Origin of the sequence: Streptomonospora nanhaiensis, assembly GCF_026642255.1 — a bacterium.
Classification (GTDB): Bacteria; Actinomycetota; Actinomycetes; order Streptosporangiales; family Streptosporangiaceae; genus Nocardiopsis; species Nocardiopsis tropica.
In genome coordinates, this window is the sequence record NZ_CP113264.1 from 4,388,850 (window position 1) to 4,414,114 (window position 25,265).

At 72.8% G+C, this 25,265-nt stretch carries 23 protein-coding genes; 11 read left to right on the top strand and 12 right to left on the bottom strand.

Annotation, left to right across the window (positions count from 1 at the left end; translation table 11 throughout):
- Positions 1-108: 108 nt before the first annotated feature.
- The 4 genes from OUQ99_RS19105 to OUQ99_RS19120 all read left to right on the top strand — a co-directional run bounded on the left by OUQ99_RS19105 (position 109) and on the right by OUQ99_RS19120 (position 4,255).
- A complete protein-coding gene (locus OUQ99_RS19105) occupies positions 109-981 on the top strand; it encodes an isocitrate lyase/PEP mutase family protein (RefSeq protein WP_267945141.1) in 873 nt (290 codons plus the stop codon).
- A gap of 2 nt (positions 982-983) precedes the next feature.
- Positions 984-2,252 carry a 3-isopropylmalate dehydratase large subunit gene (locus OUQ99_RS19110; RefSeq protein WP_267945142.1) on the top strand — a complete coding sequence of 423 codons (1,269 nt, stop codon included), beginning with the start codon at positions 984-986 and terminating at the stop codon, positions 2,250-2,252.
- Entirely contained in the window at positions 2,249-2,782 is a 534-nt protein-coding gene (locus OUQ99_RS19115) for a 3-isopropylmalate dehydratase (protein ID WP_267945143.1), read from the top strand. Before OUQ99_RS19110 ends, OUQ99_RS19115 begins: the two co-directional genes overlap by 4 nt.
- Before the next feature lie 138 nt (positions 2,783-2,920).
- The gene (locus OUQ99_RS19120) at positions 2,921-4,255 is read left to right on the top strand and encodes an MFS transporter (RefSeq protein WP_267945144.1); all 1,335 of its coding nucleotides are present in this window, start codon (positions 2,921-2,923) and stop codon (positions 4,253-4,255) included.
- A gap of 143 nt (positions 4,256-4,398) precedes the next feature.
- On the opposite strand, the gene OUQ99_RS19125 is transcribed toward OUQ99_RS19120, so the two are convergent.
- The 3 genes from OUQ99_RS19125 to OUQ99_RS19135 form a co-directional block, all read right to left on the bottom strand.
- On the bottom strand, positions 4,399-5,838 hold the full coding sequence (locus OUQ99_RS19125) for a hypothetical protein (RefSeq protein ID WP_267945145.1): 1,440 nt from the start codon (positions 5,836-5,838) through the stop codon (positions 4,399-4,401).
- Between the two features lie 236 nt (positions 5,839-6,074).
- Entirely contained in the window at positions 6,075-6,584 is a 510-nt protein-coding gene (locus OUQ99_RS19130) for a lamin tail domain-containing protein (protein ID WP_267945146.1), read from the bottom strand.
- A gap of 204 nt (positions 6,585-6,788) precedes the next feature.
- A complete protein-coding gene (locus tag OUQ99_RS19135; protein ID WP_267945147.1) occupies positions 6,789-7,232 on the bottom strand; it encodes a winged helix-turn-helix transcriptional regulator in 444 nt (147 codons plus the stop codon).
- 85 nt (positions 7,233-7,317) lie between these two features.
- Between OUQ99_RS19135 and OUQ99_RS19140 the strand changes: the two genes are divergently transcribed.
- Entirely contained in the window at positions 7,318-8,517 is a 1,200-nt protein-coding gene (locus tag OUQ99_RS19140; protein WP_267945148.1) for an MFS transporter, read from the top strand.
- A 60-nt stretch (positions 8,518-8,577) separates the two neighbouring features.
- Here OUQ99_RS19140 and OUQ99_RS19145 read toward each other — a convergent pair whose 3' ends face one another.
- Positions 8,578-9,219, bottom strand: coding sequence for a TetR/AcrR family transcriptional regulator (locus OUQ99_RS19145; protein WP_267945149.1), 642 nt, complete (start codon positions 9,217-9,219; stop codon positions 8,578-8,580).
- A 104-nt stretch (positions 9,220-9,323) separates the two neighbouring features.
- On the opposite strand from OUQ99_RS19145, the gene OUQ99_RS19150 reads away from it, so the two are divergent.
- The 3 genes from OUQ99_RS19150 (at position 9,324) to OUQ99_RS31730 (ending at position 11,770) form a co-directional block, all read left to right on the top strand.
- Positions 9,324-10,373: a medium chain dehydrogenase/reductase family protein gene (locus OUQ99_RS19150; RefSeq protein ID WP_267945150.1), complete on the top strand. Its 1,050-nt coding sequence runs from the start codon at positions 9,324-9,326 to the stop codon at positions 10,371-10,373.
- A 337-nt stretch (positions 10,374-10,710) separates the two neighbouring features.
- A complete protein-coding gene (locus tag OUQ99_RS19155; protein WP_267945151.1) occupies positions 10,711-11,349 on the top strand; it encodes a hypothetical protein in 639 nt (212 codons plus the stop codon).
- 145 nt (positions 11,350-11,494) lie between these two features.
- On the top strand, positions 11,495-11,770 hold the full coding sequence (locus OUQ99_RS31730) for a CDGSH iron-sulfur domain-containing protein (RefSeq protein WP_431061430.1): 276 nt from the start codon (positions 11,495-11,497) through the stop codon (positions 11,768-11,770).
- Here OUQ99_RS31730 and OUQ99_RS19160 read toward each other — a convergent pair.
- On the bottom strand, positions 11,660-12,709 hold the full coding sequence (locus OUQ99_RS19160; RefSeq protein WP_267945152.1) for a glycosyltransferase: 1,050 nt from the start codon (positions 12,707-12,709) through the stop codon (positions 11,660-11,662). The genes OUQ99_RS31730 and OUQ99_RS19160 overlap by 111 nt on opposite strands.
- On the bottom strand, positions 12,706-13,737 hold the full coding sequence (locus tag OUQ99_RS19165; RefSeq protein ID WP_267945153.1) for an iron-containing redox enzyme family protein: 1,032 nt from the start codon (positions 13,735-13,737) through the stop codon (positions 12,706-12,708). The genes OUQ99_RS19160 and OUQ99_RS19165 overlap by 4 nt, the downstream gene beginning before the upstream one ends.
- Positions 13,738-14,285: 548 nt before the next feature.
- Here OUQ99_RS19165 and OUQ99_RS19170 point away from each other — a divergent pair.
- The gene (locus OUQ99_RS19170; protein ID WP_267945154.1) at positions 14,286-15,308 is read left to right on the top strand and encodes a zinc-dependent alcohol dehydrogenase family protein; all 1,023 of its coding nucleotides are present in this window, start codon (positions 14,286-14,288) and stop codon (positions 15,306-15,308) included.
- 217 nt (positions 15,309-15,525) lie between these two features.
- On the opposite strand, the gene OUQ99_RS19175 is transcribed toward OUQ99_RS19170, so the two are convergent.
- The 5 genes from OUQ99_RS19175 to OUQ99_RS19195 form a co-directional block, all read right to left on the bottom strand.
- Positions 15,526-16,422, bottom strand: a complete 897-nt coding sequence (locus OUQ99_RS19175; RefSeq protein WP_267945155.1) for a helix-turn-helix transcriptional regulator — start codon at positions 16,420-16,422, stop codon at positions 15,526-15,528.
- 125 nt (positions 16,423-16,547) lie between these two features.
- Complete coding sequence (locus tag OUQ99_RS19180; RefSeq protein WP_267945156.1) at positions 16,548-17,597, bottom strand: NAD(P)-dependent alcohol dehydrogenase; 1,050 nt, start codon at positions 17,595-17,597, stop codon at positions 16,548-16,550.
- A gap of 266 nt (positions 17,598-17,863) precedes the next feature.
- On the bottom strand, positions 17,864-19,681 hold the full coding sequence (locus OUQ99_RS19185; protein ID WP_267945157.1) for a calcineurin-like phosphoesterase family protein: 1,818 nt from the start codon (positions 19,679-19,681) through the stop codon (positions 17,864-17,866).
- A gap of 989 nt (positions 19,682-20,670) precedes the next feature.
- Positions 20,671-20,982, bottom strand: a complete 312-nt coding sequence (locus OUQ99_RS19190; RefSeq protein ID WP_267945158.1) for a hypothetical protein — start codon at positions 20,980-20,982, stop codon at positions 20,671-20,673.
- Positions 20,954-21,532, bottom strand: coding sequence for an RNA polymerase sigma factor (locus OUQ99_RS19195; RefSeq protein ID WP_267945159.1), 579 nt, complete (start codon positions 21,530-21,532; stop codon positions 20,954-20,956). Before OUQ99_RS19195 ends, OUQ99_RS19190 begins: the two co-directional genes overlap by 29 nt.
- 464 nt (positions 21,533-21,996) lie before the next feature.
- Here OUQ99_RS19195 and OUQ99_RS19200 point away from each other — a divergent pair, with 464 nt between their 5' ends.
- Positions 21,997-23,289 carry a DUF418 domain-containing protein gene (locus OUQ99_RS19200; RefSeq protein ID WP_267945160.1) on the top strand — a complete coding sequence of 431 codons (1,293 nt, stop codon included), beginning with the start codon at positions 21,997-21,999 and terminating at the stop codon, positions 23,287-23,289.
- A 197-nt stretch (positions 23,290-23,486) separates the two neighbouring features.
- Here OUQ99_RS19200 and OUQ99_RS19205 read toward each other — a convergent pair whose 3' ends face one another.
- Positions 23,487-24,239, bottom strand: a complete 753-nt coding sequence (locus tag OUQ99_RS19205) for an SDR family NAD(P)-dependent oxidoreductase (RefSeq protein WP_267945161.1) — start codon at positions 24,237-24,239, stop codon at positions 23,487-23,489.
- A 190-nt stretch (positions 24,240-24,429) separates the two neighbouring features.
- Here OUQ99_RS19205 and OUQ99_RS19210 point away from each other — a divergent pair, with 190 nt between their 5' ends.
- On the top strand, positions 24,430-25,218 hold the full coding sequence (locus OUQ99_RS19210; protein WP_267945162.1) for a helix-turn-helix domain-containing protein: 789 nt from the start codon (positions 24,430-24,432) through the stop codon (positions 25,216-25,218).
- Positions 25,219-25,265 lie beyond the last annotated feature (47 nt).

Sequence of the window (25,265 nt, forward strand, 5' to 3'; positions counted from 1 at the left end):
ATCACTTCCGTGTCTGCTGGGTTACAGACCATAGTGACCCTTGACACAAGATCCTAGCGCTCCCTAGTGTCCTTTTGAAACGCGTTCCGCAATACGAAAGGGGTTGGGATGAGTTCCCGACGACTGCGCGAGCTGATGGGCGAGGGGGTCGTCCACGCGCCCGGCGTGTGGGACGGGCTCACCGCCCGCCTCGCCGAGCAGGCCGGCTTCTCCGCACTGTGCGCCTCGGGCTTCGCGGTCTCCGCGTCCCTCGGCTACCCCGACGCCGAGCTCTACACCATGTCGGAGAACCTGGAGGCCACCCGCCGCATCCGCGAGTCCAGCGGCCTCCCGCTGATCGCCGACATCGACACCGGGTACGGCAACGCCGTCAACGCCGCCCGGACGGCCCGGCGCTTCCGCGACGCGGGGGTCGCCGCGGTCTTCATGGAGGACCAGGAGTCGCCCAAGCGCTGCCCCCTCTGCGTCGGAGACCCAGTGCCGTTGGTCCCGCCGGAGGAGGCGGCCATGAAGGTGCGCGCCGTCAAGGACGCCGTCGGCGACGACGTCCTCGTCATCGCGCGCACCGACGCCCGGGGCGAGGAGGCGCTGCACCGGGCGAAGTCCTACGCCGGGGCCGGGGCCGACATGGTCATGCCGGTCACCAGGACCTTCTCCACCATCGACGAATGGGCCCGGTGCAGGGAGGCCGCCGGCGTCCCCCTCGTGGCCACGCTCACCGCGTCCGCCTGGACCGAGCGCGAGTTCACCCCCCGGGTCCTGGAGGAGGTCGGGGTCGCGATCGCGCTCCTGCCCACCCAGGTCCTGATGGCGGCCACCGGGGCCATGCGACAGGCCCTGGGCCGGCTCGCGGCGGGCGAGCCCCCCGCGGACGTGAGCGCCGACGCCCTGCCGCACCACGAGTTCGTCGACCTGATCGGGTTCGCCGAGGTGGAGGCCGCACAGAAGGCCTACCTGCCCGCGGCCCGGGGAGGAGCCTGACCATGGGCCGCACCATCACCGAGAAGATCCTCGGCCGGACGGCCGAGGGCCCACCGGTCCGCGCCCGCGACAACCGCGCCTTCCGCCCCGACCACATGATCGCCTACGACTTCCCCGGGTACACCGACGTGATGTTCCGCCAGATGCACGACGACTTCGGCATCACGGAGCTGGACGACCCCGAGCGCTACCTGGTCTTCATCGACCACATGCTCACCCGGGGCGACGCCAAGGAGGAGGCGGTCCACCAGGTCACCCGGGACTGGTGCGACTTCTACGGGATCACCCTGCACGAGGCCGAGGGGATCGGCCACCAGGTCGCCGCCGAGCTCGGGTACGCGCTCCCCGGCAGGTTCCTCATCCACTTCGACGGCCACATCAGCGGACTGGGAGCCTTCGGGGCCCTCGGCTGGGGGGTGCGGCGCGACCTCCTGGAGGCGTGGGTCACCGGACGGATCCACCTGGACGTGCCGGAGTCGGTGCGGTTCGAGCTCACCGGCAGCTTCCCCGAGGGGGTGGACAACCGCGACCTGATCCACACCATCATCGCCCGGCTCGGCGCCGACGGCTGCGCCCACCAGGTCATGGAGTTCACCGGGCCCGGAGCGCGCTCCATGAGCATCGACCGCAGACAGGGACTGTGCGGCATGGCGATGTTCACCGGCGCGGTGTCGGCGATCTTCAACCCGGACGAGCTCTCCCTGGACTACGCCCGAAAGGTGTCCGGCGCCGTCCCCGAACCGCTGTACAGCGATCCCGACGCGGTCTACGCCGGCGTGCACGAGATCGACCTCTCGGAGCTGGAACCGCAGGTCGTGCTCCCCGGCTCCGCGCGGGGCGCGAACACGAGGGGGGTCTCGGCCCTGAAGGGCACCCCCGTCACCAAGGCGTTCATCGGCTCCTGCGCCAGCGGGAGGCTGGAGGACATCCGCGCCGCCGCGCAGGTGCTGCGGGGCCGCAGGGTCTCCGACGGCGTGCAGCTCAACGTCGTCCCCACCTCGGCCGCGATCCACCGGCGGGCGGAGGAGGAGGGGCTGCTCGACGTCCTGCGCGACGCGGGGGCGGCCGTGGCCACGTCCAGCTGCGACTTCTGCTTCGGCTACCAGAAACCGCTGAAGGCCGGGGAGAACTGCGTGTCAACGGGCGTGCTCAACATCTCCGGGCGCATGGGCGACACGGGCGCCCACATCTACATGGGGTCCGCCTACACCGTCGCCGCCAGCGCCGTGACCGGGGAGATCTCCGACGTACGGGAGGTGACGGGCCCGTGAGTGCGCTGCCCCCGCCCGACACCATCGAGGGCCGTGTCGCCTGGATCTTCGGGGACGACTTCGACATCGACCTCGTCATCGGCGTGGAGAACATCAAGCACTACGACCCCGACGTGCTGCGCAGCGTGTGCATGCGGCACTACGACCCGGCGTTCGCCGACGAGGTGCGCCCCGGCGACGTCGTCGTCGGGGGCCGCAACTTCGGCTACGGGCACCCGCACTACCCGCCGATGGTCGCGCTGCGCAACCTGGGGATCGCGGCCGTCGTCGCCGAGTCCTTCTCCCCCGGCTTCTGGCGCGGGGAGACCTACAACGGCATGCCGCTGCTGACCGTCCCGGGCATCACCCGCGCCGTCCGCCGGTGGGACCGCGTCTCCATCGACTGGCGGCGCCCCGCCGTCCGCCTCGCCCGCCAGGACGCCGAGCTGACCGGGGAACCGCTCAGCGAGCGCGTGGTCAAGGTCATCGAGGCCGGCGGGAGCCTGAACCTGCTCCTCGCCGAGCACCGACGGGCACGCGCCACCGGCTGACCGGCACTCCCGGTCCGCCTCACCGACGGGCGCGAACACCACGCCGGCGCCCCGCCGCCCCGCACGCACGGGGAGGCACCATCCCCCCGAGAGCCCGTGACGGGCGCTCGAGCTCCATCCCCACCAGGAGGTATCGCCTTGTCCTCTGCAGAGAGCGCCGGGAGCTCCCCGGCCGTCGCCGCACCCGGCGCACCCGTGCGCGACCGGCGCACCGCACTGCGGGCCGCGGTCGCCGGCGGGGTGGGAACCCTGATCGAGTACTACGCGTTCAGCGTCTACGGGTTCCTGGCCGTCGTCATCGCCCCGCTGTTCTTCCCCAGTTCCAACCCCGCCACGTCGATCCTGGCCACCCTGGCCGTGTTCGGGTCCGGCTACCTGATGCGGCCGCTCGGCGGGATCTTCTTCGGCCGCCTCGGCGACCGGAGCGGGCGCAAGGTGGCACTGGTGTCCACCGTCGTCAGCATGGGCCTGTGCTGCGCCCTGATGGGCGTACTGCCCACCTACCCGCAGGTCGGCATCACCGCTCCGATCCTGCTGGTGATCGTCCGCATGGCGGAGGGCTTCTCTGCCGGGGGCGAGATCGGCGGATCGGCCACCTACATCGCGGAGTCCTCGCCGTCCGGGCTGCGCGGCTTCTTCGGGGCCTTCACCCCGACCGGGTCCACCCTGGGCTTCGCGGTCGCGGCGGCCGTGGCCGGGATCGTCGTCGGGCTCCTCTCCCCCGATCAGATGTCGGCCTGGGGATGGCGCGTCCCGTTCCTGCTGTGTATCCCGCTGACCCTCCTGTGCCTGTGGGCGCGGCTCAAGCTGGAGGACACCCCCGACTTCAGGGAGATGGAGGCCCGGTCGGAGGTGACCCGCAGCCCCTTCGTCGACGTGCTGCGGAGCAACTCGGGATCGGTCCTCAAGGTCATCGGCCTGGCCGTCGCCACCAATGGCACGGGGTACATCGGGCTGACCTACATGAACGTCTACCTGATCAACGACCTGGGCTACGACTCCCAGCACGTGTACTGGCTCTCGGCTGCGATCATCGGCCTGGCCTGCCTGTGCATGCCGTTCATGGGCATGCTCACCGACCGCTTCGGGCGCCTGACCGTGCTCACCACGGGGTGCGTCGGGTACGTCCTGCTGGCCTACCCCATCCTGCTGGCCATGTCCGAGGCCTCGGGGCTCCTGGTCGTGGGGCTGGTGTACCTGGTGTTCATGATCCTCAACGCGGCACTGCAGGTCCCCGCGTTCCCCCTGTTCACCGAGCTCTTCCCGCGGGCGGTCCGCTACACCGGCGTCTCCCTCGGCTTCAACATCGGGACCATCGTCGCCGGCGGGACGGCCCCCTACATCGCGGCCCAACTGGTCGCGTCCACGGGCAACCCGGTCTCCCCGGCCTACTGGGTGATGGGGGTGGCGGTGGTCGGCCTGCTCACCGCGCTGACCCTGCGCTCCACCCGCTCGGGCGAGCTCCCCGGCTGAGGCCCTCTCCGGTCCGGCCGGCCGCGCTGTGGCGGAGCCCCTGCACGACGAGGCGTCGCGCGGGGGCTCCGCCGCTCCCGGGCCGGGCGCGAACGGGGCCGGACGGCTCGCGGTCCCACCCCTCCGCACGGGCGGGACCGCGCTCATGCGCCGGCCGGGTCCTCCGGCGCCGGGACGGCCCCTTCCGTCCCGGAGACCAGCTCCTCCCAGAGCCGCCGCCACGGTTCGACGGGGAAGTGGGAGTCCATCCTCGCCCTGTTCCGCCGCATGCCCTCGGCGAACCGGGGCTCGCCGCCCACCCGGGCGCGCATGAGCCCGAGCATCTCCTCGGCGGTCCTCCTCAGGTCGCCGTCCCGGTGCAGGCGGGCGCACAGGAACGCGTCGCCGTAGATGTCGGAGAAGGCGTGGAAGTCCCCGACCGCGCTGGGCAGGCCCGCGACGGTGGCGAGCGCGGGCCCCAGCCCCACGCTCTCCACGTCCGGGCGGTTGGGTGTGAACAGCACCCCGCCGCCCGTGGCGGCGCTCACGCGCAGGAGGTCGACCTCGTCGAGACGCCAGCGAAGGTCCGTCCCCCGGTGGCTCTGCAGCGGCACCCCGTCCAGGAACCTCACGTGGTCCAGCACCCCTTCCTGCGAGGCCTCGTCGAGCACCTCCTTGGTGTAGTCCGGATCCTCGCCGAGGTCCCCGAAGACCAGGAGAAGGGGTTCGGGACGCCCCTGTTCCCGGCTCACCTGCCGCATGCGGGAGAAGAGCCGGACCGAGATCTCCACACCCTTGACCCTGAAGACGCGGACGGGGACCAGCAGCAGGGGCTGGTCGGGCGCGGCGCCGATCTGCTCCAAGAACTCCGTGTGCCGGTCCTCCAGCCCCTCGGGGGGAGCCTCGGGCAGCACGTTGGGGACCGTGACCGGCTCCAGCGGGGTGGGGTACCCGCGGGCCTCGGCACGCAGTGCCTCCGAGACCACCGCCCAGCGGTGCGCGGGGTGCCTGCCCGGCAGCGGGGTGAACTCGTTGGGGGCCGGGGGGTAGACCCGTTCGTCGCCCTCGTGCACGGCGTAGCTGCCGAACAGGTCGTGGTCCCAGAAGAGGACTCCGCCGGGGCGCCCGCCGCCCCAGCGCTCCTCCGCGGCGCGGTGGAGGGCCAGGGTCACCGGGACCGCGTCGGAGAGGGTCATGTTGACCGCCACCACCCAGTCCACGTCGTGCTCGTGGAGCCACTCCGAGAAGTAGGCCCGGTAGGGGCCGGCCAGGGCCTCGACGCGCCGGTGCAGGCGTGCCCTCTCCCCTGGGCCGAGGGCGTCCGCCCGGGCGACCTGTCGCCGCACGTCGAGGAGTTCCCCCGCCAGGTCCGCTCCCGCGCAGGGCCGGGCCCGGCTCACCCGGAGCCAGGGCGGATAGCAGTCCGCTCCGGCGCCGTCGGGGAAGAAGGCCGGCTTGTCGGGGCGCCACGAGTAGCCGAGGTCGGCCGGGACGGGCTCGTGCGGGGCCGGTCGCCCGTGGAAGCGGGTCACGACGTTGCGGAAGACGGTGAGCAGGCCGCTGACGGGGAGTCCGTCTCCGCAGACCAGTGCGATCTTGACCAACGTCCCGCCTTTCCCAGGGTGTCCCCCGAGACCTACCACACCGCATGGCCGCCGCGTGGCCGAAACGGTCCGATCGCCGCCGGGGCGGTGTCCGGTACCGACTTCGGTGTCGGGATTTCCGGGTGACCGGTCGGGGCGGGAGCCGCTCCGGCGCCCGGAGGCCAGCCGCACGGCGGCCGGGCCCGCCCGGGAAGGGCGGGCCCGGTGGCGCAGACGCGGCGCCTGCGGACTCCGGGTCAGCAGCGGTAGGTGGTGCCGTTGGCGGCCCTGCCCCAGTTGCAGGAGCTGATGGATCCGCTCGAGGAGTTGTTGTCCGCGCTTCCGGGCCTCTTCAGGCGCAGGTCGGGGCTGCGGCCGGTGGCGTCGTTGGGCAGCACGTGGCGGGCGTAGCCGCGGTAGACCTGGTGGTTGCCGCTCGCGTCGCGGCGGTTGGTACCGCTGCCGGTGCGCACGTAGGCCACCGCTCCCGCAGGGAGGTTGTAGGAGGGCAGGACCCGGCCGTAGGTGTTGCTGGTGATGTCGGGGACGTACCCCCTCAGGTTCACCGTCTTGGTGCTGGTGTTCTTGATGACGAAGTACTCGCCGTTCAGGTTGCTCTTGGTGTCCGTGCCCGCCGAGTTGGCGCGCACATGGGTCACCGTCAGCGCCCCGGTCGAGGAGGCGGCCTGCGCGGGGGCCGACAGCAGGGACAGGGCGGCGACGGCTGCCGCGGCGACGGCGGTGACGCGCGAGGCGGGTCGTGGCATGGGCGCTCCAGGGGTGAGTGCTTGTCGGAAGCGTCATCCTGGCAGGCCACCGAACCTGGATGAGATGTTTTCGCAGGCTATGGCCAGGTTTGGCCAGCATGTACACCTACCCGGCCGTACGGCGTCGCGGAGGGGCGTCGCCGCGCGTCGGGCCGCGCCGCCGGTCCCGTCCGGCGGCGTCCGGGAGGAACGCCGCGGTCCCCTTCAGCCCACCCTCTCCACCCGGGTCGCACCGGCGGTGAGAGGGGCGCCGTCCTGGCCCCGGGGGCGGAGCTCGGCGAGCGGACGCCCCTCGGCGTCGGTGAGGCGCGAACGGGGCTCGCCGTCGGCGAAGGCGTGGCGCTCCCCCCACTGCCTCAGCGCCACCACGACGGTGAACAGGTCCCTTCCGGCCCCGGTCAGCTCGTAGACGTGTCGTCCGCCGCTGGGACTGGTGACCAGGACGCCGTGGTCGACGAGCTTGCGGAGCCGGTCGCTGAGGATGTTGCGGGCGATGCCGAGCCGCCGGCGGAACTCGGTGAAGGACGCCGGGCCCTCCATCGCGTCGCGGACGATGAGCAGGCTCCACCGGTCGCCGACGAGGTCGACCGTTCGGGCGACCGGGCACGTGGGATCGGTCCAGCCACGGCCGGTTTCCGCCTCCGCCATGGAAGCCCTCCTTTGCTGGTTGCACTTTGAAACCATTATGCCCTAGCCTCCAATGGTTGCATTTTGAAACCAAAGAAGTGGGGCGGTGACAGGGGTGACGAGTGCTCAGCGCATCGTCCTGGCGGTGGTGTGCGCCGTGGCGGTGTCCACCGTGTACGCGATCCAACCGGTCCTGGAAGCCGCGGGCGCCGACCTGGGGATGGCGCCCGCGTCACTCGGGCAGCTGGCCGCCGCAGGCCAGCTCGGCTACTTCGCGGGCCTGATCCTGCTGGTCCCCCTCGGCGACGTGGTGGACCGGCGGCGGCTCCTCACCCGGCTCCTGGCGCTCGTCGCCGCGGGCGCCGGGACCACGGCCCTCGCCCCCAACGGCGCGGTGGCGACGGCGGGGCTGGCGACCGCCGGCTTCTTCGCGGTCGTGGTCCAGGTCGCCGTGGCCCATGTCGCCTCCGTCTCCGCGCCCGGCGAGCGGGGACGCAACATCGGCGCGGTCACGTCGGGGGTGGTGGTCGGCATCCTCGGGGTCCGCGTCCTGGCGGGCGCACTGGGCGACACGGTGGGCTGGCGCGCCGTCTACCTCGTGCTCGCGCTGCTGTGCGCCGTGCTCGCCGCGGCCGTGCACGCGGGCCTCCACCCGGATCCCCGCACCTCCCGCGAGCCGTACGCGCGGGCGGTCGGCACGATGGCGCGGCTGGCCGTCACCGACCGCCTGCTCCTCGGCCGGGGCCTCATCGCCTTCTTCCTCTTCGCGTCCTTCGGCACCCTCTGGAGCGGGCTCGCCCTCCCGCTCGGCGCCGAACCGTGGTCGTTCGGCACCACCGAGATCGGCCTCTTCGGGCTGGCGGGCCTCGCCGGGGCCCTCGGGGCCTCCCGGGCGGGAAGGTGGGCCGACGGCGGCCGCGCCCAGCCGATCAGCGGGTGGTCCCTCGTGCTGCTGGTCGCCTCCTGGGCGCTCATCGCCCGGACGGAGCCGACCCTGTGGCCCCTCGTCGCCGGGATCGTCCTGCTGGACTTCGCCGTCCAGGCCGTCCACGTCGGCAACCAGCACCTGCTGACCTCGGCGCACGCGGACCGCGCCAGTGGCGTCATCGGCGCCTACATGGCCTTCTACTCCCTGGGTTCCGCCCTGGGAGCCGTCACCTCCGCCTGGGCGTACACCACCTGGGGCTGGTGGGCCTCCTGCCTGTTCGGCGCCTCCTACGCCCTGGCCGGCCTCCTCGCGTGGGCACACGCGAGGCCCGGCGCGACCGCGCGACCCGGCGGTGCGGCCCGCCGGGCACGGGGATGACGCGGCCGACCGCGCCCGGCCGCGTTCGCGCGAGCGGCCGCCTGCGGCTCCGGGCCGGGCTCAGCCCTCGCGCAGGCGGGCCAGCGCGGGGATCATCCGCTCGCCGATGTCGTCGGGGCCGGGGAACACGCGGGTGACGGACCGCTGGTGCGCGAGCCCGTGCAGGCCGAGCCACAGCGCGTACGTGTCGGCGCCGGGGTCGGTACTCGTGGAGAGCCCGGCGTCGGCGCACGCGGCCAGGACCCCGGACAGGATCCGCAGGCTGGAGTCGCCGAGCGCTACGAGGTCCTCCTCGGTGACCGCGGTGTCGGCGAGCGTGGGCATCCACAGGCCGCCGAACATGGTGCGGTACCGCTCGGGGTGCGTGCGGGCGAAGTCCAGGTAGGCGTGGCACACGGCGTACAGGCGCGCCCGGGGGTCCTCCCCCGCCTGCTCCAGTGCCGTGCGCAGCGCCGCTTCGAGCTCGTCGAAGGCCCGCCGGACCACGGCCAGCATGATGGAGGGCTGGTCGGAGAAGTGCGGGTAGATGGAGGGCGCGGCGATCCCGACCCGGCGCGCGATGGAGCGCAGGGTGATGGTGCGCTCGTCGCCGGTCTCGTCGAGCAGGGCGACCGCCGCGTCGACGATGTCCTCGCGCAGGCGTCCGCCCTGGCCGCGGCGGTTGCGGGTGCGCGGAGCCGAGGTGTCCTTCGTGACCTTCATGGCGTCACCTTACAGCTGCGAGTTTTTCCGGTGGTGACCTTGCACCACCATGATTACATGCGTAAGGTTACAGTCGTTACCCAACATGTTCCGGAGGAGCCCGCATGAACCCCGCCAGAGACGCCACCGTCACCGCCACCCAGATCCTCCTGCCGGGCAAGGTGGAGCCCGCCGGCCTGCGGGTGCGCACGCAGCAGCTGGCCGCTCCGGGATCCGGCCGGGTCCTGCTCCGCATGGAGGCGACCGGGGTGTCGTTCGCCGAGCAGCAGATGCGCCGGGGCAAGTACTTCGACCAGCCCCCGTTCCCGTTCGTGCCCGGCTACGACGTCGTCGGCACCGTCACCGACGTCGGGCCCGGCGTGGACGCCGCACTCCTCGGAGGCAGGTTCGCCGCCGTCACGAAGACCGGCGCCTGGACCAGCCACCTGCACCTCGACGCCCGCGACCTCGTCCCCGTGCCGCAGGACGCGGACCCCGCGGCCGTCGAGACACTGCTCGTCAACGGCATCACCGCGTGGCAGATGCTGCACCGCACGGCCGCCGTGCCGCGCGGCGGCACGGTCGTCGTCCTCGGCGCCAACGGCGGGGTCGGCACCACGCTGCTCCAGCTCGCCCGGCACTCCGGGATCACCGTGATCGGCACCGCCGCGCAGCGCCACCACGAGGCCGTGCGCGAGCTCGGCGCCACCCCCGTCGACTCCCACGACGAGGGCATGTACGACAGGATCCGTTCCCTGGCGCCCCACGGCGTGGACGCGGTGTTCGACCACGTCGGCGGCGAGGGCGTCGTCCGGTCCTGGCGCCTGCTGCGGCGCGGCGGCACCCTCGTCTCCTACGGGACCGCCGCGACCAAGGACGTCGAGGGCGGCTCCCGGCTGCCCGTGCTCAAGCTCTTCGGCCGCCTCGGCGTGTGGAACGCGCTGCCCAACGGCCGCAGCGCCGGCTTCTACAACTTCTGGGCCGGGAGCCGCCGCGCCGACGCCTTCCGCGCCCGGCTGCGCGAGGACCTGGCCCAGGTGCTCGGCCTGCTCACCGAAGGCGTCCTGACGCCGCAGGTCGGCGCCCGCATCCCCCTCTCGGACGCCGCGGCGGCGCTGGCCCTCGCCGAGTCCCGCACCGTCATCGGCAAGGTCGTGCTCGTCCCCGACGCGTAGGGGCCGCGGCCCTCCGCCCGGAAGGGGCCGTCGAGGCAGGGGCGCGGGCACCGGCCGGAGTCCGGGAGGACATGTCGTCCAGGGGCACGGCAGGGCCTCCCACGTCCCGGGGGCCGCCGCCCACCGCGGACGGACGGTGGGAACCCGTCCCCTCCACAGGAGGACGGGGGACCCGCCGTGCGACCACGCGGACGAGGGGCGCCGTGCGCGGCGTAGCGGTCCAGCCACCCTGCGACGGACGCCCCGTGCGGGAAGCCCCCGGTGCCGAGCGCCGCCGGGGCCGCTCCGGCCGCCGAAACCTGTGGCGCCGCCGCCCGCCGTGCGGCAGACTCCCGGCATGATCGTCGTGCATCCCGTGGTGGAACTCCACTTCCGCGGCGGATTCTCGCTGTGGCCCGTCGGCAAACCCACCACCTTCGACTTCCTGCGGCTGCACGGCGGGATGTCCCCCGTCGACATCGGTACGGCGGTGATGCTCATCGTCGCCTGCAACGACGTCGAAGGGGTGTTCCCCGGGGAGGATCCTCCGCGCCCTGCGGAACCGCTCGACCGCTTCCTCCACCCCCTGTTCACGACGGACAAGCTCTTCGTGGCAGGCGGAATGCGCATCACCGACACCACGACCGGCGCCGCCCTGCTGCCCGGCTGCTGCAGCGACCTCAACGAGTGGCGTGACTGGCTCGACTACCTCGACGAACGCAGTCTTCGGCTCGACCTCGGCCACGACCCCTTCCCGCTCGTCGAGGTCTCGGGAGGAACCGTGCGCCTGACTCCCGACCAGGAACAGCCGGGCAGCCCGGTCATCGAGACCTCCGCCCCCGGGCTCCGCCGGCTGGTGGCCGGCGCCGAGGACGACCTGACCGGTTTCCTGCGGTCGGCCGGGGTGTGGGCCGAGCAGTACCTCCCCGGGCGTTCTGCGCGACTCACCGCCGCTCTCGGCCGGGCCCTGGACGTGGTTCCGCCTCAGGCGTCGTGACCCTCCCCGCGCTCCCGCCTGTCGCACGCCGTCCTCCCGTATGTCCGCGACACCGGCCCGCCCGGGACGGCCGCGGCGGCGCGGAGAGGGCCGGGCCCTCCGGGGCCGCCGTTTTCCGTGCCCCCCGCCGGGGCAGGAGCCCCGTATGGAAGACGACCCGCCGAACGAACGCCCTTCCGCCCCGGAGGTCTCGGTGACCGCCTGCCCGGACGGACCGCTGCTGCTGCGCGGCCCCTTCCGGCTGCTGGACGCGGAGGGGGACCCCATCCCCAAGGGCCGCCGGACGGTGGCACTGTGCCGCTGCGGTGCGTCATCCATCCGCCCCTTCTGCGACGGCACGCACAAGGAGATCGGGTTCACCGCCCCCGGCGGGGCGGAGGGAGAGCGTGCCCGCCCGGCTCCGCCTGAGCAGACGGGGTGAGTGGGCGGCGGCGGTGAGCCTCGAACCCGCGTAGGGAACGCCTCTCCCCGTCAGCCAGGCGGCGAACGAGGGCCACGCGCACACCGCCCGTTCGAGGACCCACAACGGCGCGCCCAGCGAGGCGCGCACCGGGAAGACGTCGCCTCCCCCCGCCCTCCTCCTGCCCGCTTCGGCGAGCAGGACGACGGCCCCGGCCCCGGCCGCCACGAGCCCGGGTGAGCGCAGGGCGGCGACACCCGCGAGGGGCAGCAGTGACAGGAAGAGCGCCATGCGCGCGGGCTGGGCCGTGTCGTCGTACGCCTGGCGCGGCCTCTGCGACCAGAAACGGGACGCCCGGGGCGGCAGGCGGCGGACGTACAGGCCGGTCGCCAGTACCTCGGTCCCTCCCGCGGCCCGGACCGTGCGCACCAGTTCGAGGTTCTCGAAGAGCGTGTTCCCGTCGTAGCCGCCGATGCCCAGCAGCGCCGACCGCCGCAACCCGAAGGTCCCCGGATAGTCCTGGCCCACGGACCTGTTCAGCAGGGTGCGCCCGGTGTCCCACACGGCGTGCCAGGGCGCCGGGTCGAAGTAGTTCTGGGGCCTGACCAGGTGGGCGCCGTCCAGCAGCCGGGAGACGTGCCCCAGCGAGGGCTCGTCGTACCTCACGTCGTCGTCCGCGATCACGACCTTCTCGCGGGTCGCCGCCGTCACACCGGTGCGGATACCCGCCACCTTGCCGTTCGCGCACACGGCGGCCCGGTCCGGGGGGATGTGGCGTACCCCCGTTCCGCGCCAGAGTTCTGCGTGCCCGTCGAAGAGGGCCTTCGGAGAACCGTCGACGACGATCACCTCGTGGACCACGCCCGCGAGGAACCGCAGGTAGGCGGTCATGTCCTCCGCCTCCCCGTCGTCCTCCCACTTCAGCGGGACGACCACGCTGAGTTCGGCCGGGGTACTCATGTGGCCGCGGCCGCCCGGGCGTCCGCCGACGACAGCGACGACTCCCCCTCCTGCCAGCGGCCCAGGACGTGCTCCGCCCACAGGCGGTCCAGGGTCAGGCAGGCCGCGGCGCCGAACAGCACGTCGGGCACCAGGTCGGGGTGGTCCGCCGCGAAGGAGCCGCACATGTCGCGGGCGGCGATCTGCTCGTGCGCGGCATCGGCCTCCACGTGCTCGTCGAAGTAGCGGCGCACCTGGACCGCCACGCCCAGCCGCTGCAGTCCCAGGGAGAGGTCGCGGTTGGGACCGGTCGAGGTCATCTCGAAGGCCGCCAGATGCCCCAGGAGCGCTCCGCGCAGGCGCCGGTGGAGGCCGAGGAGCGACATCGTGTTGTTCAGGGCCAGTGTCACCGCCGGGACCGACTCCAGGTAGACGCCGTAGGCGGTGTCCAGGCCGAGGCCGCGCATGGTGTTCCGGAAGAGCTCGGAGTGCATTCTCCCGGCCTCCCCCTGCCCGTACTCGTCGGCCTGGATCTCGATGAGGGCGGCCTTGGCCCTGCCCTGTACGCGCGGGATCGCCCAGGTGTGGGGGTCGGCCTCGCGCAGGTGGTAAAGGGAGCGGTGCTTGACGAACTCCCGGTACTGCCCGAAGGTGGCGTGCCGCCGCATGAAGGCCGACAGGGGCGGCCCTCCGGCGGCACGGGTCATCCCCGTGAGCCTGGTCGGCACCTCGCACGGCAGCGTGTCCTCCTGCCCCTGCCACCCGTGGCCCGGGGTGGCCTCGCGCAGGGCGCGCTCCAGCTCGCCCTCCAGCTCCGCGCGCAGGGCGAGCAGTGCGGGGTTCCACTCCCACGTGCCGTCCACCCCCTCCAGATCCGAGTAGTGGAGCTGGTAGCAGGTGAACAGGGACAGTTGCAGGTCCTCGTCCTGGAGCGGGTCGGCGACCGCCGGCACGCCTCGGGGAAGCGTCGCCTCCCCCTCCAGGGGCGGACGGGTCAGGGAGAGGAGCAGTCGCTCACTCAGCGGGCCTCGGGGCTCGGGGCGGATCATGGGCGGCCTTTCATGGTTGGGGAGCGCTCTTCGCGGGGTCGGCGTCCGGGACGGCCGGGGCCGGGCCGGGTACGTGCCGTGAGGCGCCGGCCGGCCGCGCGGGGGTGTGGACACCTGTCCCGCTGACGGCGCGGCGGTGTCCACACCCCTCTCCGGAGTCTCACTCCAGGAGGTCCGGAGCCTCGGGCTCGGCTTCGCACTGGAGGTGCCCGGTGTGTCGGAACATGCTCTGACCCGCCTCTTCGTCACCGTTCCGCCCAGGAACGTGCGACCCCACTACCCGGGGTCCGCGGATCGGACACCCCTGCCTGCACGGTTGCCGTTCCCGGCCTCCCCGGCAGGCGCGGACGGGTGCTCCCGGGCGAAGGACCCCGCCCGGAATCCGCACCCGTGCCGCCGTGGTCCCGATCCGTCTCCTCAGGGGGCGGCGGGGCGCCCGGCCGCGCGAGGACACCCCGGTCAGCGCCTCCACCAGGTAGAACTCCACGCGGACGGGAACGGTGGTGGTGTGGAGAAGGTTTCGAGGAACCGACAACCGAGGAGCACCCATGCGAGCCGTCGTCATGCACGGTCCCGGGGACGTCCGGGTCGAGGACGTCGCGGACCCCGCGATCATCGAACCGACCGATGCCGTCATCCGCGTCACCGCCACCTGTGTCTGCGGGTCCGACCTGTGGCCCTACCGCGGCATCGAACAGCAGGACGGCCCCGCGCGGATGGGCCACGAGTACATCGGCGTCGTCGAGCAGGTCGGATCCGGTGTCCGCTACGTCGGGGCGGGCGACCTCGTCGTGGGCTCCTTCGTGGCCTGCGACAACACCTGCGAGATCTGCCGGTCCGGCTTCCAGTCCCGCTGCGTCCACCAGGTCATGATGGGCGCGATCGGCACGCAGGCCGAGTACGCCCGCATCCCCCTCGCCGACGGCACCCTCGTCAAGGTGCCCGGCGAGCCGACCCCCGAGCAGGCCCGCAGCCTCCTGGCCGCCTCCGACGTTCTCGGCACCGGCTGGTTCGGAGCGGTCGCCGCGGACGCCGGGCTCGGCAAGTCGGTCGCCGTGGTCGGCGACGGCGCGGTCGGGCTGCTCGCGGTCATGGCCGCCGAGCGCCTCGGTTCGGAGCGGATCATCGCCATGTCCCGCCACCCCGACCGGCAGGCGCTCGCCCGGCGGTTCGGCGCCACCGACATCGTCGAGGAGCGCGGCGCCGAGGGCGTCGCGAGGATCAGGGAGCTCACCGACGGGTACGGCGCGCACTCCACCGTCGAGGCCGTCGGCACCCAGGAGTCCATGGCGCAGGCCATCGGCGCCACCCGCCCCGGCGGGCACGTCGGCTACGTGGGCGTCTCGCACGGGGTCGAACTGGACGGCCTGGAGCTCTTCTTCGCCACGGTGAGCCTCCTCGGCGGCCCGGCCCCCGTGCGCCGGTTCCTGCCGGAGCTCGTCGACCTCATCATGAGCGGCCGGATCGACCCCGGCGTGGTCTTCGACCTCACCCTCCCGCTCGAGGAGGCCGCCGAGGGCTACCGAGCGATGGACGAGCGCCGCGCCACCAAGGCGCTCCTCACGCCCTGACGGCCTGCCCGAGGGTCCTCCCGCCGCCGGGCCGGGCGCCGCGCCGCCCGTCCGCCCCGACATCCGCGAGGGGCTTCCGCCGACACACACGGCCTGCCCGCACGACACGGACATGCGGCCGCGCGTGCCGGGTTCACCACCGGCGCCGATGCCACCGGGGGAACCGCGGGAGAGGCCGGGGCCTCCGGGACGTGGAAGGGGTCGGAGAACCCCTCCCTCAGCGCCCGCGACGGCTCTCGGCATCCGCGCCGGCGGCGCCGCGGTCCCGGCCGTCCTCGTCGGTGGCGGCCAGGGTGCCCAGCAGGGCGAGGGCGTCGGCCGAGGGGGTGCCCGGCTCGACGGTGTAGGTGACGATCCACAACCTGTCCTGCCCGGTCGGCTCGAACACGTCGAAGTCGACCTCGACGGGGCCGACGTCGGGGTGGCGGAAGGACTTGGTGCCGGTGCGGTGGCTGTGGACGTTGTGGCGGGCCCAGTCCCCGGCGAAGTGGCTGCTGTGCGCCGACAGCTCCCCGATCAGCGCGGTCAGCTCCCTGTCGAGGGGGTTGCGGCCGGCTTCCAGGCGCATCGTCGCCGCGGTGGTGTGGCGGGCCAGTGGCCAGTCGGCGTAGTAGTCGCGGGCGCGGGGGTCCAGGAAGATGAACCGCGCCATGTTGGGCGGCCGCTGGTCGGTGTCGAAGTGCGGCGCGTACAGGGCCCGGCCCAGCCGGTTGGCGGCCACCAGGTCCTGGCGGGCGTTGTGGACGATGGCCGGGGTGTCCATCGCGTCCAGCATCCGCTGCACCGAGGCCCGCACCCCGCCGGGGGGAGGCGAGGCGGCGCGGGCACGGCTTCCGGACGCGGCGCGGGCGAGGTCGAACAGGTGGGCCCGTTCGACCTCGTCCAGCATCAGCGCCCGGGCGATCGCGTCCAGGACGCCCTCGGAGGCGCCGCCGATGTTGCCGCGCTCCAGGCGGGTGTAGTAGTCGAGGCTGACGTCGGCGAGCATCGCGACCTCCTCGCGGCGCAGCCCCGGCACCCGGCGGTCGCTCCCGTAGGCGGGGATCCCGGCCTGTTCCGGTGTCACGCGGGCGCGCCTGCTGACCAGGAACTCGCGGACGGTGTTCTTGTCCATGCCCCCAGGCTAGGCGGAGCGTCCGCGGGGTGGCAGGCCCTGGCGGACCCCCTCACCGCAGGGTGCGGCAGGGCCCGCCCCCGCGGCCGTTCCCCGGGGCGTCCGGCGGCTCCCCCGGTCCGGGGTCAGGACCCGCCCAGGGTGGAGGTGTCGATGACGAACCGGTACCGCACGTCCGAGGCCAGCACCCGTTCCCAGGCGTCGTTGACCTCGTCGGCGGCGATGACCTCGACCTCCGGGGCGATGCCGTGCTCGGCGCAGAAGTCCAGCATCTCCTGCGTCTGGGCGATGCCGCCGATCTTCGACCCGGCGAAGGAGCGGCGGTTCTCGAACAGCGTGAACAGGGTCACCGACACCGGCTCGGGCGGGGCTCCCACGCTCACGATCGTGCCGTCCAGCGCCAGCAGGTTCAGGTAGGCGTCCAGGTCGATGGGCGCGCTGACGGTGTTGACGATCAGGTCGAAGGCGCCGGCCAGCTGCTCGAAGGTGGCCGGGTCCGCGGTGGCGTGGTAGTGGTCGGCGCCGAACCGCAGCCCGTCCTCGCGCTTCTTCAGGCTCTGGGAGAGCACCGTCACCTCGGCGCCCAGGGCGTGGGCGATCTTGACGGCCATGTGCCCCAGGCCGCCCAGTCCCACCACGGCGACCTTCGTGCCGGGTCCGGCGTTCCAGTTGCGCAGCGGCGAGTAGGTGGTGATCCCCGCGCACAGCAGCGGGGCGGCCTTCTCGAAGGGGATCGTGTCGGGGATGCGCAGGACGAAGTGCTCGTCGACCACGATGCCGGTCGAGTAGCCGCCCTGGGTGGTGGTGCCGTCCCGGTCGGTGCCGTTGTAGGTGTCGGTGAACCCGCGCAGGCAGTACTGCTCGGCCCCCGCCAGGCAGTTGGCGCACTCGCGGCAGGAGTCCACCATGCACCCCACGCCGACCCGGTCGCCGACCTTGTGGGCGGTGACCTCCTCGCCGACCCGGGCGACCACGCCGGCGATCTCGTGCCCGACGGTCAGCGGGTAGGGGACCTCGCCCCAGTCGCCGCGGACGGTGTGGATGTCGGAGTGGCAGACCCCGGCGTAGGCGATGTCGATCAGGACGTCCTTGGGGCCGACCTCGCGGCGCTCGACCGTACCCGGTGTCAGGGGCGCGGTCGGCGAGGTGGCCGTGTAGGCGGCAACGGTGGGCATGCTTCTCCTCAGCGGTGTTCTTCGGAACGGCCTCGCCGACGCCCGGGGCGCGGCGGAGTCGCCGCACGCGGGCGGGGCGAGGCGGGGGCCGTGACTTCCGGCCTCCTGTCGCAGTGAAACATCCGCGGGAACCCGGGTGGGAGGCCCTGCCAGAACCCGTCACCGCCGCGCGGAGTCCCGTGGCCCGTGCCTCCTTTCCGCGGGGCCGGTCCGCACGGAGGAGGGCCGCCACCCCTGCGGGTGACGGCCCTCCGGGTGGAGCCCCGTTACCGGCGCCCCACCACCTCGAACTCGATGGTGTCGGTGAACTCGCGGCCGTAGGAGTCGGTCGCGGTCACCTCGGCGGTGTGCTCACCGGTGCGCAGGTTCCTGGGGAGGTCGAACCGCCACAGGTGCATCGTCCGGTCGGCGAGGCTGCCGCCGTGGACCAGCTGCTGCGAGATCGCGTACGGGTCGGAGTACTCGACGCCGACGTTGACGTCCTCGCCCTCCATCTGCTGGGTACGCGTGGCCTCCCTGGTCCGCCCGCCGTCGATGCTCACCTCGACCGTCGAGCCGGTGGAGCCGAAGAAGAAGTTGGTCGTCAGCCAGCTCCCGCCTGCCAGGTCGGAGCGGTCGACCACCAGGGGCTCGTCCAGTTCGGGGGCCTCGCCCACGGGGTCGGCGTTCCACTCCTGGCGCTCCGCGAACCACTCGCGGTAGGTCGGGCTGTTGATGCCCAGCTGCGTCTGCACGTCGTCGGACTCACCGGTGACGGTGTAGCGCTCCTGGAACTCGTTGCCCTCGATGTCCAGCGTCACCAGTCCGGGGCGGCCGCCGTCGCGGCCGATCGCCGTCGGGTAGCCCTCCTCGCCGACCTCGCCGGAGTACCAGTCGCCCGAGATCGCGCCGGCGGTGATGTGCGGGAACGGCAGTCCCTCGACACCGAAGAGGGTGCGCCACCCCTCGACGTCGTCACCGGTCTTGAGGTTCTCGATGCTGTGGCTGTGGCCGGACAGCGCCACGGCCCTGCGCCCCTCCAGCAGTTCGTGCACGCGGCGGACCTGGTCGACCTGGTGCACCGGGGAGCTCTCGTCGGCGTAGTTGAGCAGGCCGATGTGGCCGGCGACCACGACGAGCTTGTCGCGGTCGACGTGCGCCAGGTCCTGTTCGAGCCATGCGAGCTGGTCGTCGTCGATGCGGCCGTTGTACGCCGGGCGGCCCTCCGGGTCCGCGCAGTGCTCGGCGATGCCCGCGGGGCTGTCCTCGGCCGCGGTGCACGGGTAGTCGACGGTGTTCAGCGCGACGACGTGCACGTCGCCGACGTCGTAGGAGTAGTACTCCGGCGCCAGCTGGGCGCGGAAGGTGTCGAAGGAGTGCTCGGAGTTCGGCGCGTCGAAGTCGAGGTCGTGGTTGCCCGGCAGGAAGCGGGCCGGACCGTTGGTCTCGGCGACCAGGTCCTTGACGGCGGGGTAGAGCGACAGGTCGTCGCCCACGACGTCGCCGACGAACAGGGTGCCGCAGCCGGCGTAGTCGTCGCGCTCGGCCAGGTCCCTGATGGCGCCGGCGCGCGCGTACTCGACCTCCTGCTCGTCGTAGGTCTGCAGGTCTCCGGCGATGACGCAGCTCTGGTCCGAGTCGCCGGTCTCCCCGCTCTCCACGACCGGGAAGTTGATCGCGGACGGCAGCGGTCCGGTGGGCTCGATGCCGCCGTAGCGCAGCTCCGGGGACCCCTCGGGCAGGTGGTTGTAGTGGAACTGCGGGATGTTGTGCTCGTCCATCGGCACCTGGTAGCCCGAGGGCTGCGTGATCGACACCGTCATGTTGTCGAACGCGGGCAGCTCGTAGCGGCCCCGCCGGTCGGTGCGGACCACGTCGCGGCCGTTGGTGACCACGACGCCGGCCAGGCCGTCCTCGCCGCGGTCGCTGACGCTGTTGCGGTCGGCGTCGACGAACACCCGGCCCGTCAGCACCGAGTCGTCGGCGGGCTGCGACCGGACGACCTCGATCCCGCCGCGGTAGGCGGCGTCGTCCCCGTTCTCCGACGGCTCTGCCGCGGCCGGGGCGGGGACCATGGTGATGGAACCGGCGATGGCAGCGGCCATCGAGGCCGTCATCGCGGTGCGAAAGTAACGGCGTGCCCTGGGGGCGCGACGCGTCTGCGCATGTCGTGAATGGGGCGTTGGCATGCGGTTGCCTCCGATATGCGGGGGAGAGAAACCGGCCAGGGGGACCGGCGGGAAGCAACCTTTCTCGACAAGACTGAACAAGGAACCAGTTTCCGACCAACAGCCGACCACCGGACGGTGACGACTGGCACGACTCACCGGGCATTCCCCGACGAGTTCCCTCTTGTTGCGCTACTGATGACCAGGTCCGCCCGCGTTTCCGATCCGATTTCCCCTGCGGGTTCTCCCACCGGAGGGATCGCGGCGTCGTCCGCGTTCCCGACATGCGCGCCGCCGATAAAACCGCGCGACCGGAACCAGGTCTGCGATCAGAACGTATACGCACGTCAGCCCAGGTGGAGGAGCGCAACTCCGTCATCGGCCGAGAAAACTCGGGAGCCGTGTTCGGGCGACACGTCCGCCGGGGTGCATTTCGTTTATGACCTGCGGTTCCGTTCTGATACGACTCCGGTCGGCATCACCCGGAGTGCGGCGGAACAGCCAATCGAATCAGAGGCCCGAAATGGCACGGAGCCTCTCGACAGACCGGGCTTGCACTCGGTGAACTTCCGGAGGCCACTGCTCCGACAAGGGACCGCACGCGAACGACCCGGACGGATTCGGCGGCCCTGCCCGGCTCGCGCATTGCCGCCGGATCCCCTGCGCCGCCGAGGCGCGGGTCCGGATTCCCCCGATGAGAGGAGCATGCCGCGCAACAGCGGGGGTTCGGACGGGCACGGCCAACGGAGGACGGACGGTCTCCGCGTATCCGGGGCGAACCGCCCTCACCGAGTCCGGAGAGCGGAGGGCCGTCGGGTCCGGGCGTTCCGGGCCCGCCTTCACCGAGGTCACCCCGCCGGCCGAAGGCCGACGGGGTGACCTCGGCGGACGCAGTGTCCCGGGCACAAGCACCGGGCCCGGCTCCGCTACAGCGGCGCCGGCGCGGTCGGGCGCTCCTCATGGTCCCGCCCCGGGAGGGTCAGCGTGCACCGGCCGTCCTCGCAAGTGCGTTGCAGGCGCCCCCGCGAGACGGTCTGGATCAGGCCGATGGTCCAACACGTCGGACAGCCGCGCAGTGCCAGCACGCCCACAGGCAGGAGCAGCAGACAGCCCGGGCCGAGGACCGGGATCAGCGCGACCGAGCCGATCAGGCTGCCGAAGCCGACCACGCCCCGAACCAGGTGGCGGGGCAGGGACGAGCTCGCGAAGTCAGGGCCGTCGGCTCTGGACGTCCTCATGGGAGTCTCCGGATTCAGGTTCGGGTGTGGCGCGGAGTGCCTGCTGGACCGCGGTGCGGGCGCGGTGCAGCCGGGATTTCATCGCGGCGGTGCTGAGACCGAGCGCTTCGGCGACCATGCGACCGCTGTAGCCCTGGATGTCCCGCATGATGAGCACGCCGCGCTGCTCGGCCGGAAGAGCGGCGATGGCCTCCGCCACCTCGCTCGCCTCGATGCGCTGCAGGACCACCTCCTCGGCCGAGTGCACGGCCGCGTCCGGCAGAGGCGCGTGGGTCCGCAGTGTCCGTGCGCGCCGCAGGCACTCGTTGCGGACGATGCGGAACATCCACGACGCCAGCGCACCGGAGGCCCGCAGCATCCCGATCTTGCGGTAGAGGATGATCAGGGCTTCCTGCGCCGCATCCTCGGCGTCCTCGGGGGTGGCGCAGAGCGAGCGGGCGAACCTCCGCACGTTCGGATGCGAACCCGACACCAGCGCGCTGATCGCCTCGGCGTCACCGCGCTGGGCGGCGACGACCAGCTGCTCACCGGGCCAGGACGGGTCAGCCACGGGCTCTCCCGCGCTTGCGGATGACGACGTAGCTGCACGTGCAGAGCAGCACGGCCCCGACGGCGACGGCGATACCTGTGATCATGAAGGCCTCCTGGTCCCGTTCCGACGTCTGTCGGCACATGTATAGGAGGTGCGGGGCCACCGAAAGGATTCGGCGTGCGCCCGGAAAAGTCGGTCGCGCCGTGCACCACCGGCTCCGGCACGACAGCCGGTCGGCCGGGAGGACCGGCCCCTGTGTCGGCGGCAGCCCCGGCGCCTCCACCAGTGACACCGTGTCATGGGTTCACCCGTGCAAAAGTCACGGGAGAACGGTGACACGGTCCCACTGCCGGAGAACGGTGCAGGTGGAGGAGGGTGGCGTCATGTCCTCGGGCGGAGTCCGCGCGACCCCCGCGTGGTCACGACAGGCCGCGCGACCCGACCCACCGATCACCAGAGAAGACAGCCGGGAGCCCACCCGCATGACGACCCACCGTACCGAGGGTCCGCCCTCCACCCCCGGCACCGGGACCCCGGTGCGTTCGACCCCCCTCACCGAACGGGCCCTGGCCCCGGACCTGGCCCGCGGCATGATGCTGCTGCTGATCGCGCTGGCCCATGTGCCGTGGTTCCTCTACGACGCCCCCGCCGGCCTGGCCATGCTCCACCCCGACCAGGGCAACCTCGCCGACCGGATCGCGCAGGTCGCGTCCCTGGTCGTGGTGGACGCCCGCACCCACACCATGTTCGGGTTCCTGTTCGCCTACGGCATCGGGCAGATGTACACCCGCCAGAAAGCCCACGGAACCCGGGACGCGGACGCCCGCAGGATCCTGCGCACACGCCACCTGTGGATGCTCGCCCTGGGCGCCGTGCACGCCCTCCTGCTGTGGCAGGGCGACATCATCGGCACCTACGGCCTCATCGGCCTGCTCATGGTGCCCCTGTTCCTGCACCGCACCGACCGCACCCTCAAGGTCTGGACCGCCGTCCTGCTCGCGGCCGGCGCCCTGTTCACCGCCCTGTCGGTGCTCGGTGCCATGGCCGCGCCGGCGGGCGCGCCCGGGGTGGACGCGGCCGCCGTGCAAAGGGCCAGCATCGCCGAGACCGGCTACCTGCTCTCGGCCGCGGTGCGCCTGCCCACCTGGCTCTTCGGGCTCGGCTCGGGGCTGGCCTCCCTGGCCCTGCCCACGGTGTTCCTGATCGGCCTGCTCGCGGCGCGGCACCGGTTCCTGGAGGAGCCGCAGCGCCACCTGCCCCTGCTGCGCCGGGTGGCCGTGTGGGGCATCGCCGCCGGGTGGGTCCCCGGCCTGGTGCTGGGCCTGCAGCACGTGGGGGTCCTGGACCCGGTGTACGGCCCGGCGGTGGCCTCGGTGCACTTCTACACCGGGATCTTCACCGGGGTGGGCTACGCCGCGCTCTTCGGCCTGCTCGCCCACCGGCTCACCGCCCGGGGTGGCGGGCCGTCCCTGCCGGTCCGGGGCCTGGTGGCCCTGGGTCGGCGCTCCCTGAGCGGCTACCTCGCCCAGTCGGTGGTCTTCGCCCCGTTCCTGGCGGCGTGGGGGCTCGGGCTGGGGGTGCACCTGTCCAGCTGGTCGGCGGTCCTGGTGGCCTTCGGCACCTGGCTGCTGACCGTCCTCGCGGCGTACCTGCTCGACCGGGCGGGCAAGCGCGGACCCGCCGAGGTCCTGCTGCGCACACTGACCTACCGCGGGGCGGCCCGCCCGGCCCGCACCACCGGGGCACGGGAAGAACCGCCGTCCTCAGGGTCGTAGCCCGACCCCGTGAGCCCGGTCCCCCCGGAACCGCGGACATCCGCGGGGCAGCCGGGCCGAGGAGGGCCGCCACAGGTTGCGGCGGCAGACCCCGCCGGAGGCCGCGGTGACACCACGGCAGCCCCCGAGCGCGCCCACCTCCTGGGATCTGCCTGTCCGGATCCCCGGCACGGCTGAGCGGCGGCCGACGGTGGTGGTCACCAGGGGATGTCCGCACCCTCCCAGGAGGTGAAGGTGCCGCTCGGCCCGTCGGGGCCGAGGCGGGCCACCCGCACCACCTCCCGGGCAGCGTCCCCGACCGTCTCCGTTCCCTCGAACTCGACCAGTGCGGTGTTCGCGAACCCCGGCGAGACGAGGTTGACCTTGACGTCGGTCTCTTCGAGCTCGACCATCATGGCCAGCGTCACGGCGTTGAGCGCTGTCTTGGACGCGGAGTAGACCGGTTCGAAGGCACGGTGGAACGGGAAGGCCGGATCCCCCATGGTGGTCAGCGAACCCATCGCGCTCGTGACGTTCACGACGCGTGCGTCGGAGGAGGCGCGAAGCAGCGGCAGCACGGCCTGGAAGACCGCGAGCGGGCCGAAGACGTTCACCTCCCAGACCGCCCGCACCTCGTCGAGCGAGACCGTGCTCGGCCGGGCCGTGGCCCGGAGCTGAGCCATGGTGAGGCCGGTACGGGTGGAGGAGACGGCGGCGTTGTTGACGAGGAGGTCGAGCCGTCCGGCCTCCTTCTCGATCCTCTCGGCGGCCGCGGTGACGGACCTCGCGTCGGTCACGTCGAGCTGGAGTGCGGTGGCGCCGTCGCCGATCTCGGCGGCCGCCGCCTCGCCGCGGGCGAGATCGCGGGAGCCGAGGAACACGGCGACCCCGTCGGAGACCAGTTCCCCGGCCACGTGCCTGCCCATGCCCTGGTTGGCCCCGGTGATCAAAGCGACGCGGTTCGTGGGCATGTGAAGAGTCCTCGGATGGTAGTGGTGTGGTGGTCGAACACCTGTGTCGGGCGTTCGAGGACCACTGTGCGGGAACCCCGACAGGCGGGGAAGACTCCGTCGGGCCTGGTACTGGCAGGGCCAGTCAGGGAAACGCCGTGGGCGGGAGAACGGCGGGGATCGTGCGGAGCGCCCCGGTATCATCGTGGGCATGCCAACCGGGCTGAGAACAGACTTAGGGGAGTTCCTGCGTGGTCGGCGGGCCATGCTGGTCCCCTCCGAGCCGTCGGCCGTCGTGCCGGCCTCACGGCGCCGGGTCCCCGGGCTGAGACGGCAGGAACTGGCCGAGAGCGCCGGGATCTCCGTCGAGTACTACACCCGCCTCGAACAGGGGCGGGCGCCCCGCCCCTCCCGCGAGGTGCTCACCGCCCTGGCTCAGGTCCTCGGTCTCACCGCCGGCGAGCGCGGCCACCTGTTCCGGCTCGCCGGTGAGCTGCCGCCCGAGCCGCTCGCGCCGGGCGGCGAGATCCGGCCGGGCCTGCTCCAGCTGCTGCGCAGCCTCGACGGCACCGTCCCGGTCACCGTTCACGACGGCCGCCTGGACGTGATGGCGCGCAACGCGGCCGCGGCCGAGCTTCTCGGCCCGCTCTCCGGCGAAGGCCGTTTCCGGCGCAACATCGTCCACCAGGGCTTCACCTCCCACGCCCGCCATGTCCTCGGTGAGGAGGGGGCGCACCGGTACGCCCGATGGGCCACGGCGGAGCTGCGCTCGGCGATGGGCCGCTACCCCGACGACGGGTACCTGAGGTCCCTGCACGCGGAACTCTCGGCGACCAGCGCCGATTTCCGGTCCTTCTGGGCCCGGGGGGAGGTCGGGGTGGGGCACTCCGCCGTCAAGCACCTGTTCCATCCGACACGGGGGTGGCAGACCTTCCAGAGCGAGATGCTGCACGACGCCGAGCGGGACCACTGGACGGTGATCTACGCGTCCGTGGGATGACCGTTCGAGGTCGGGCGCGGATCTGGGAGCCAGGACCGGCGGAACCG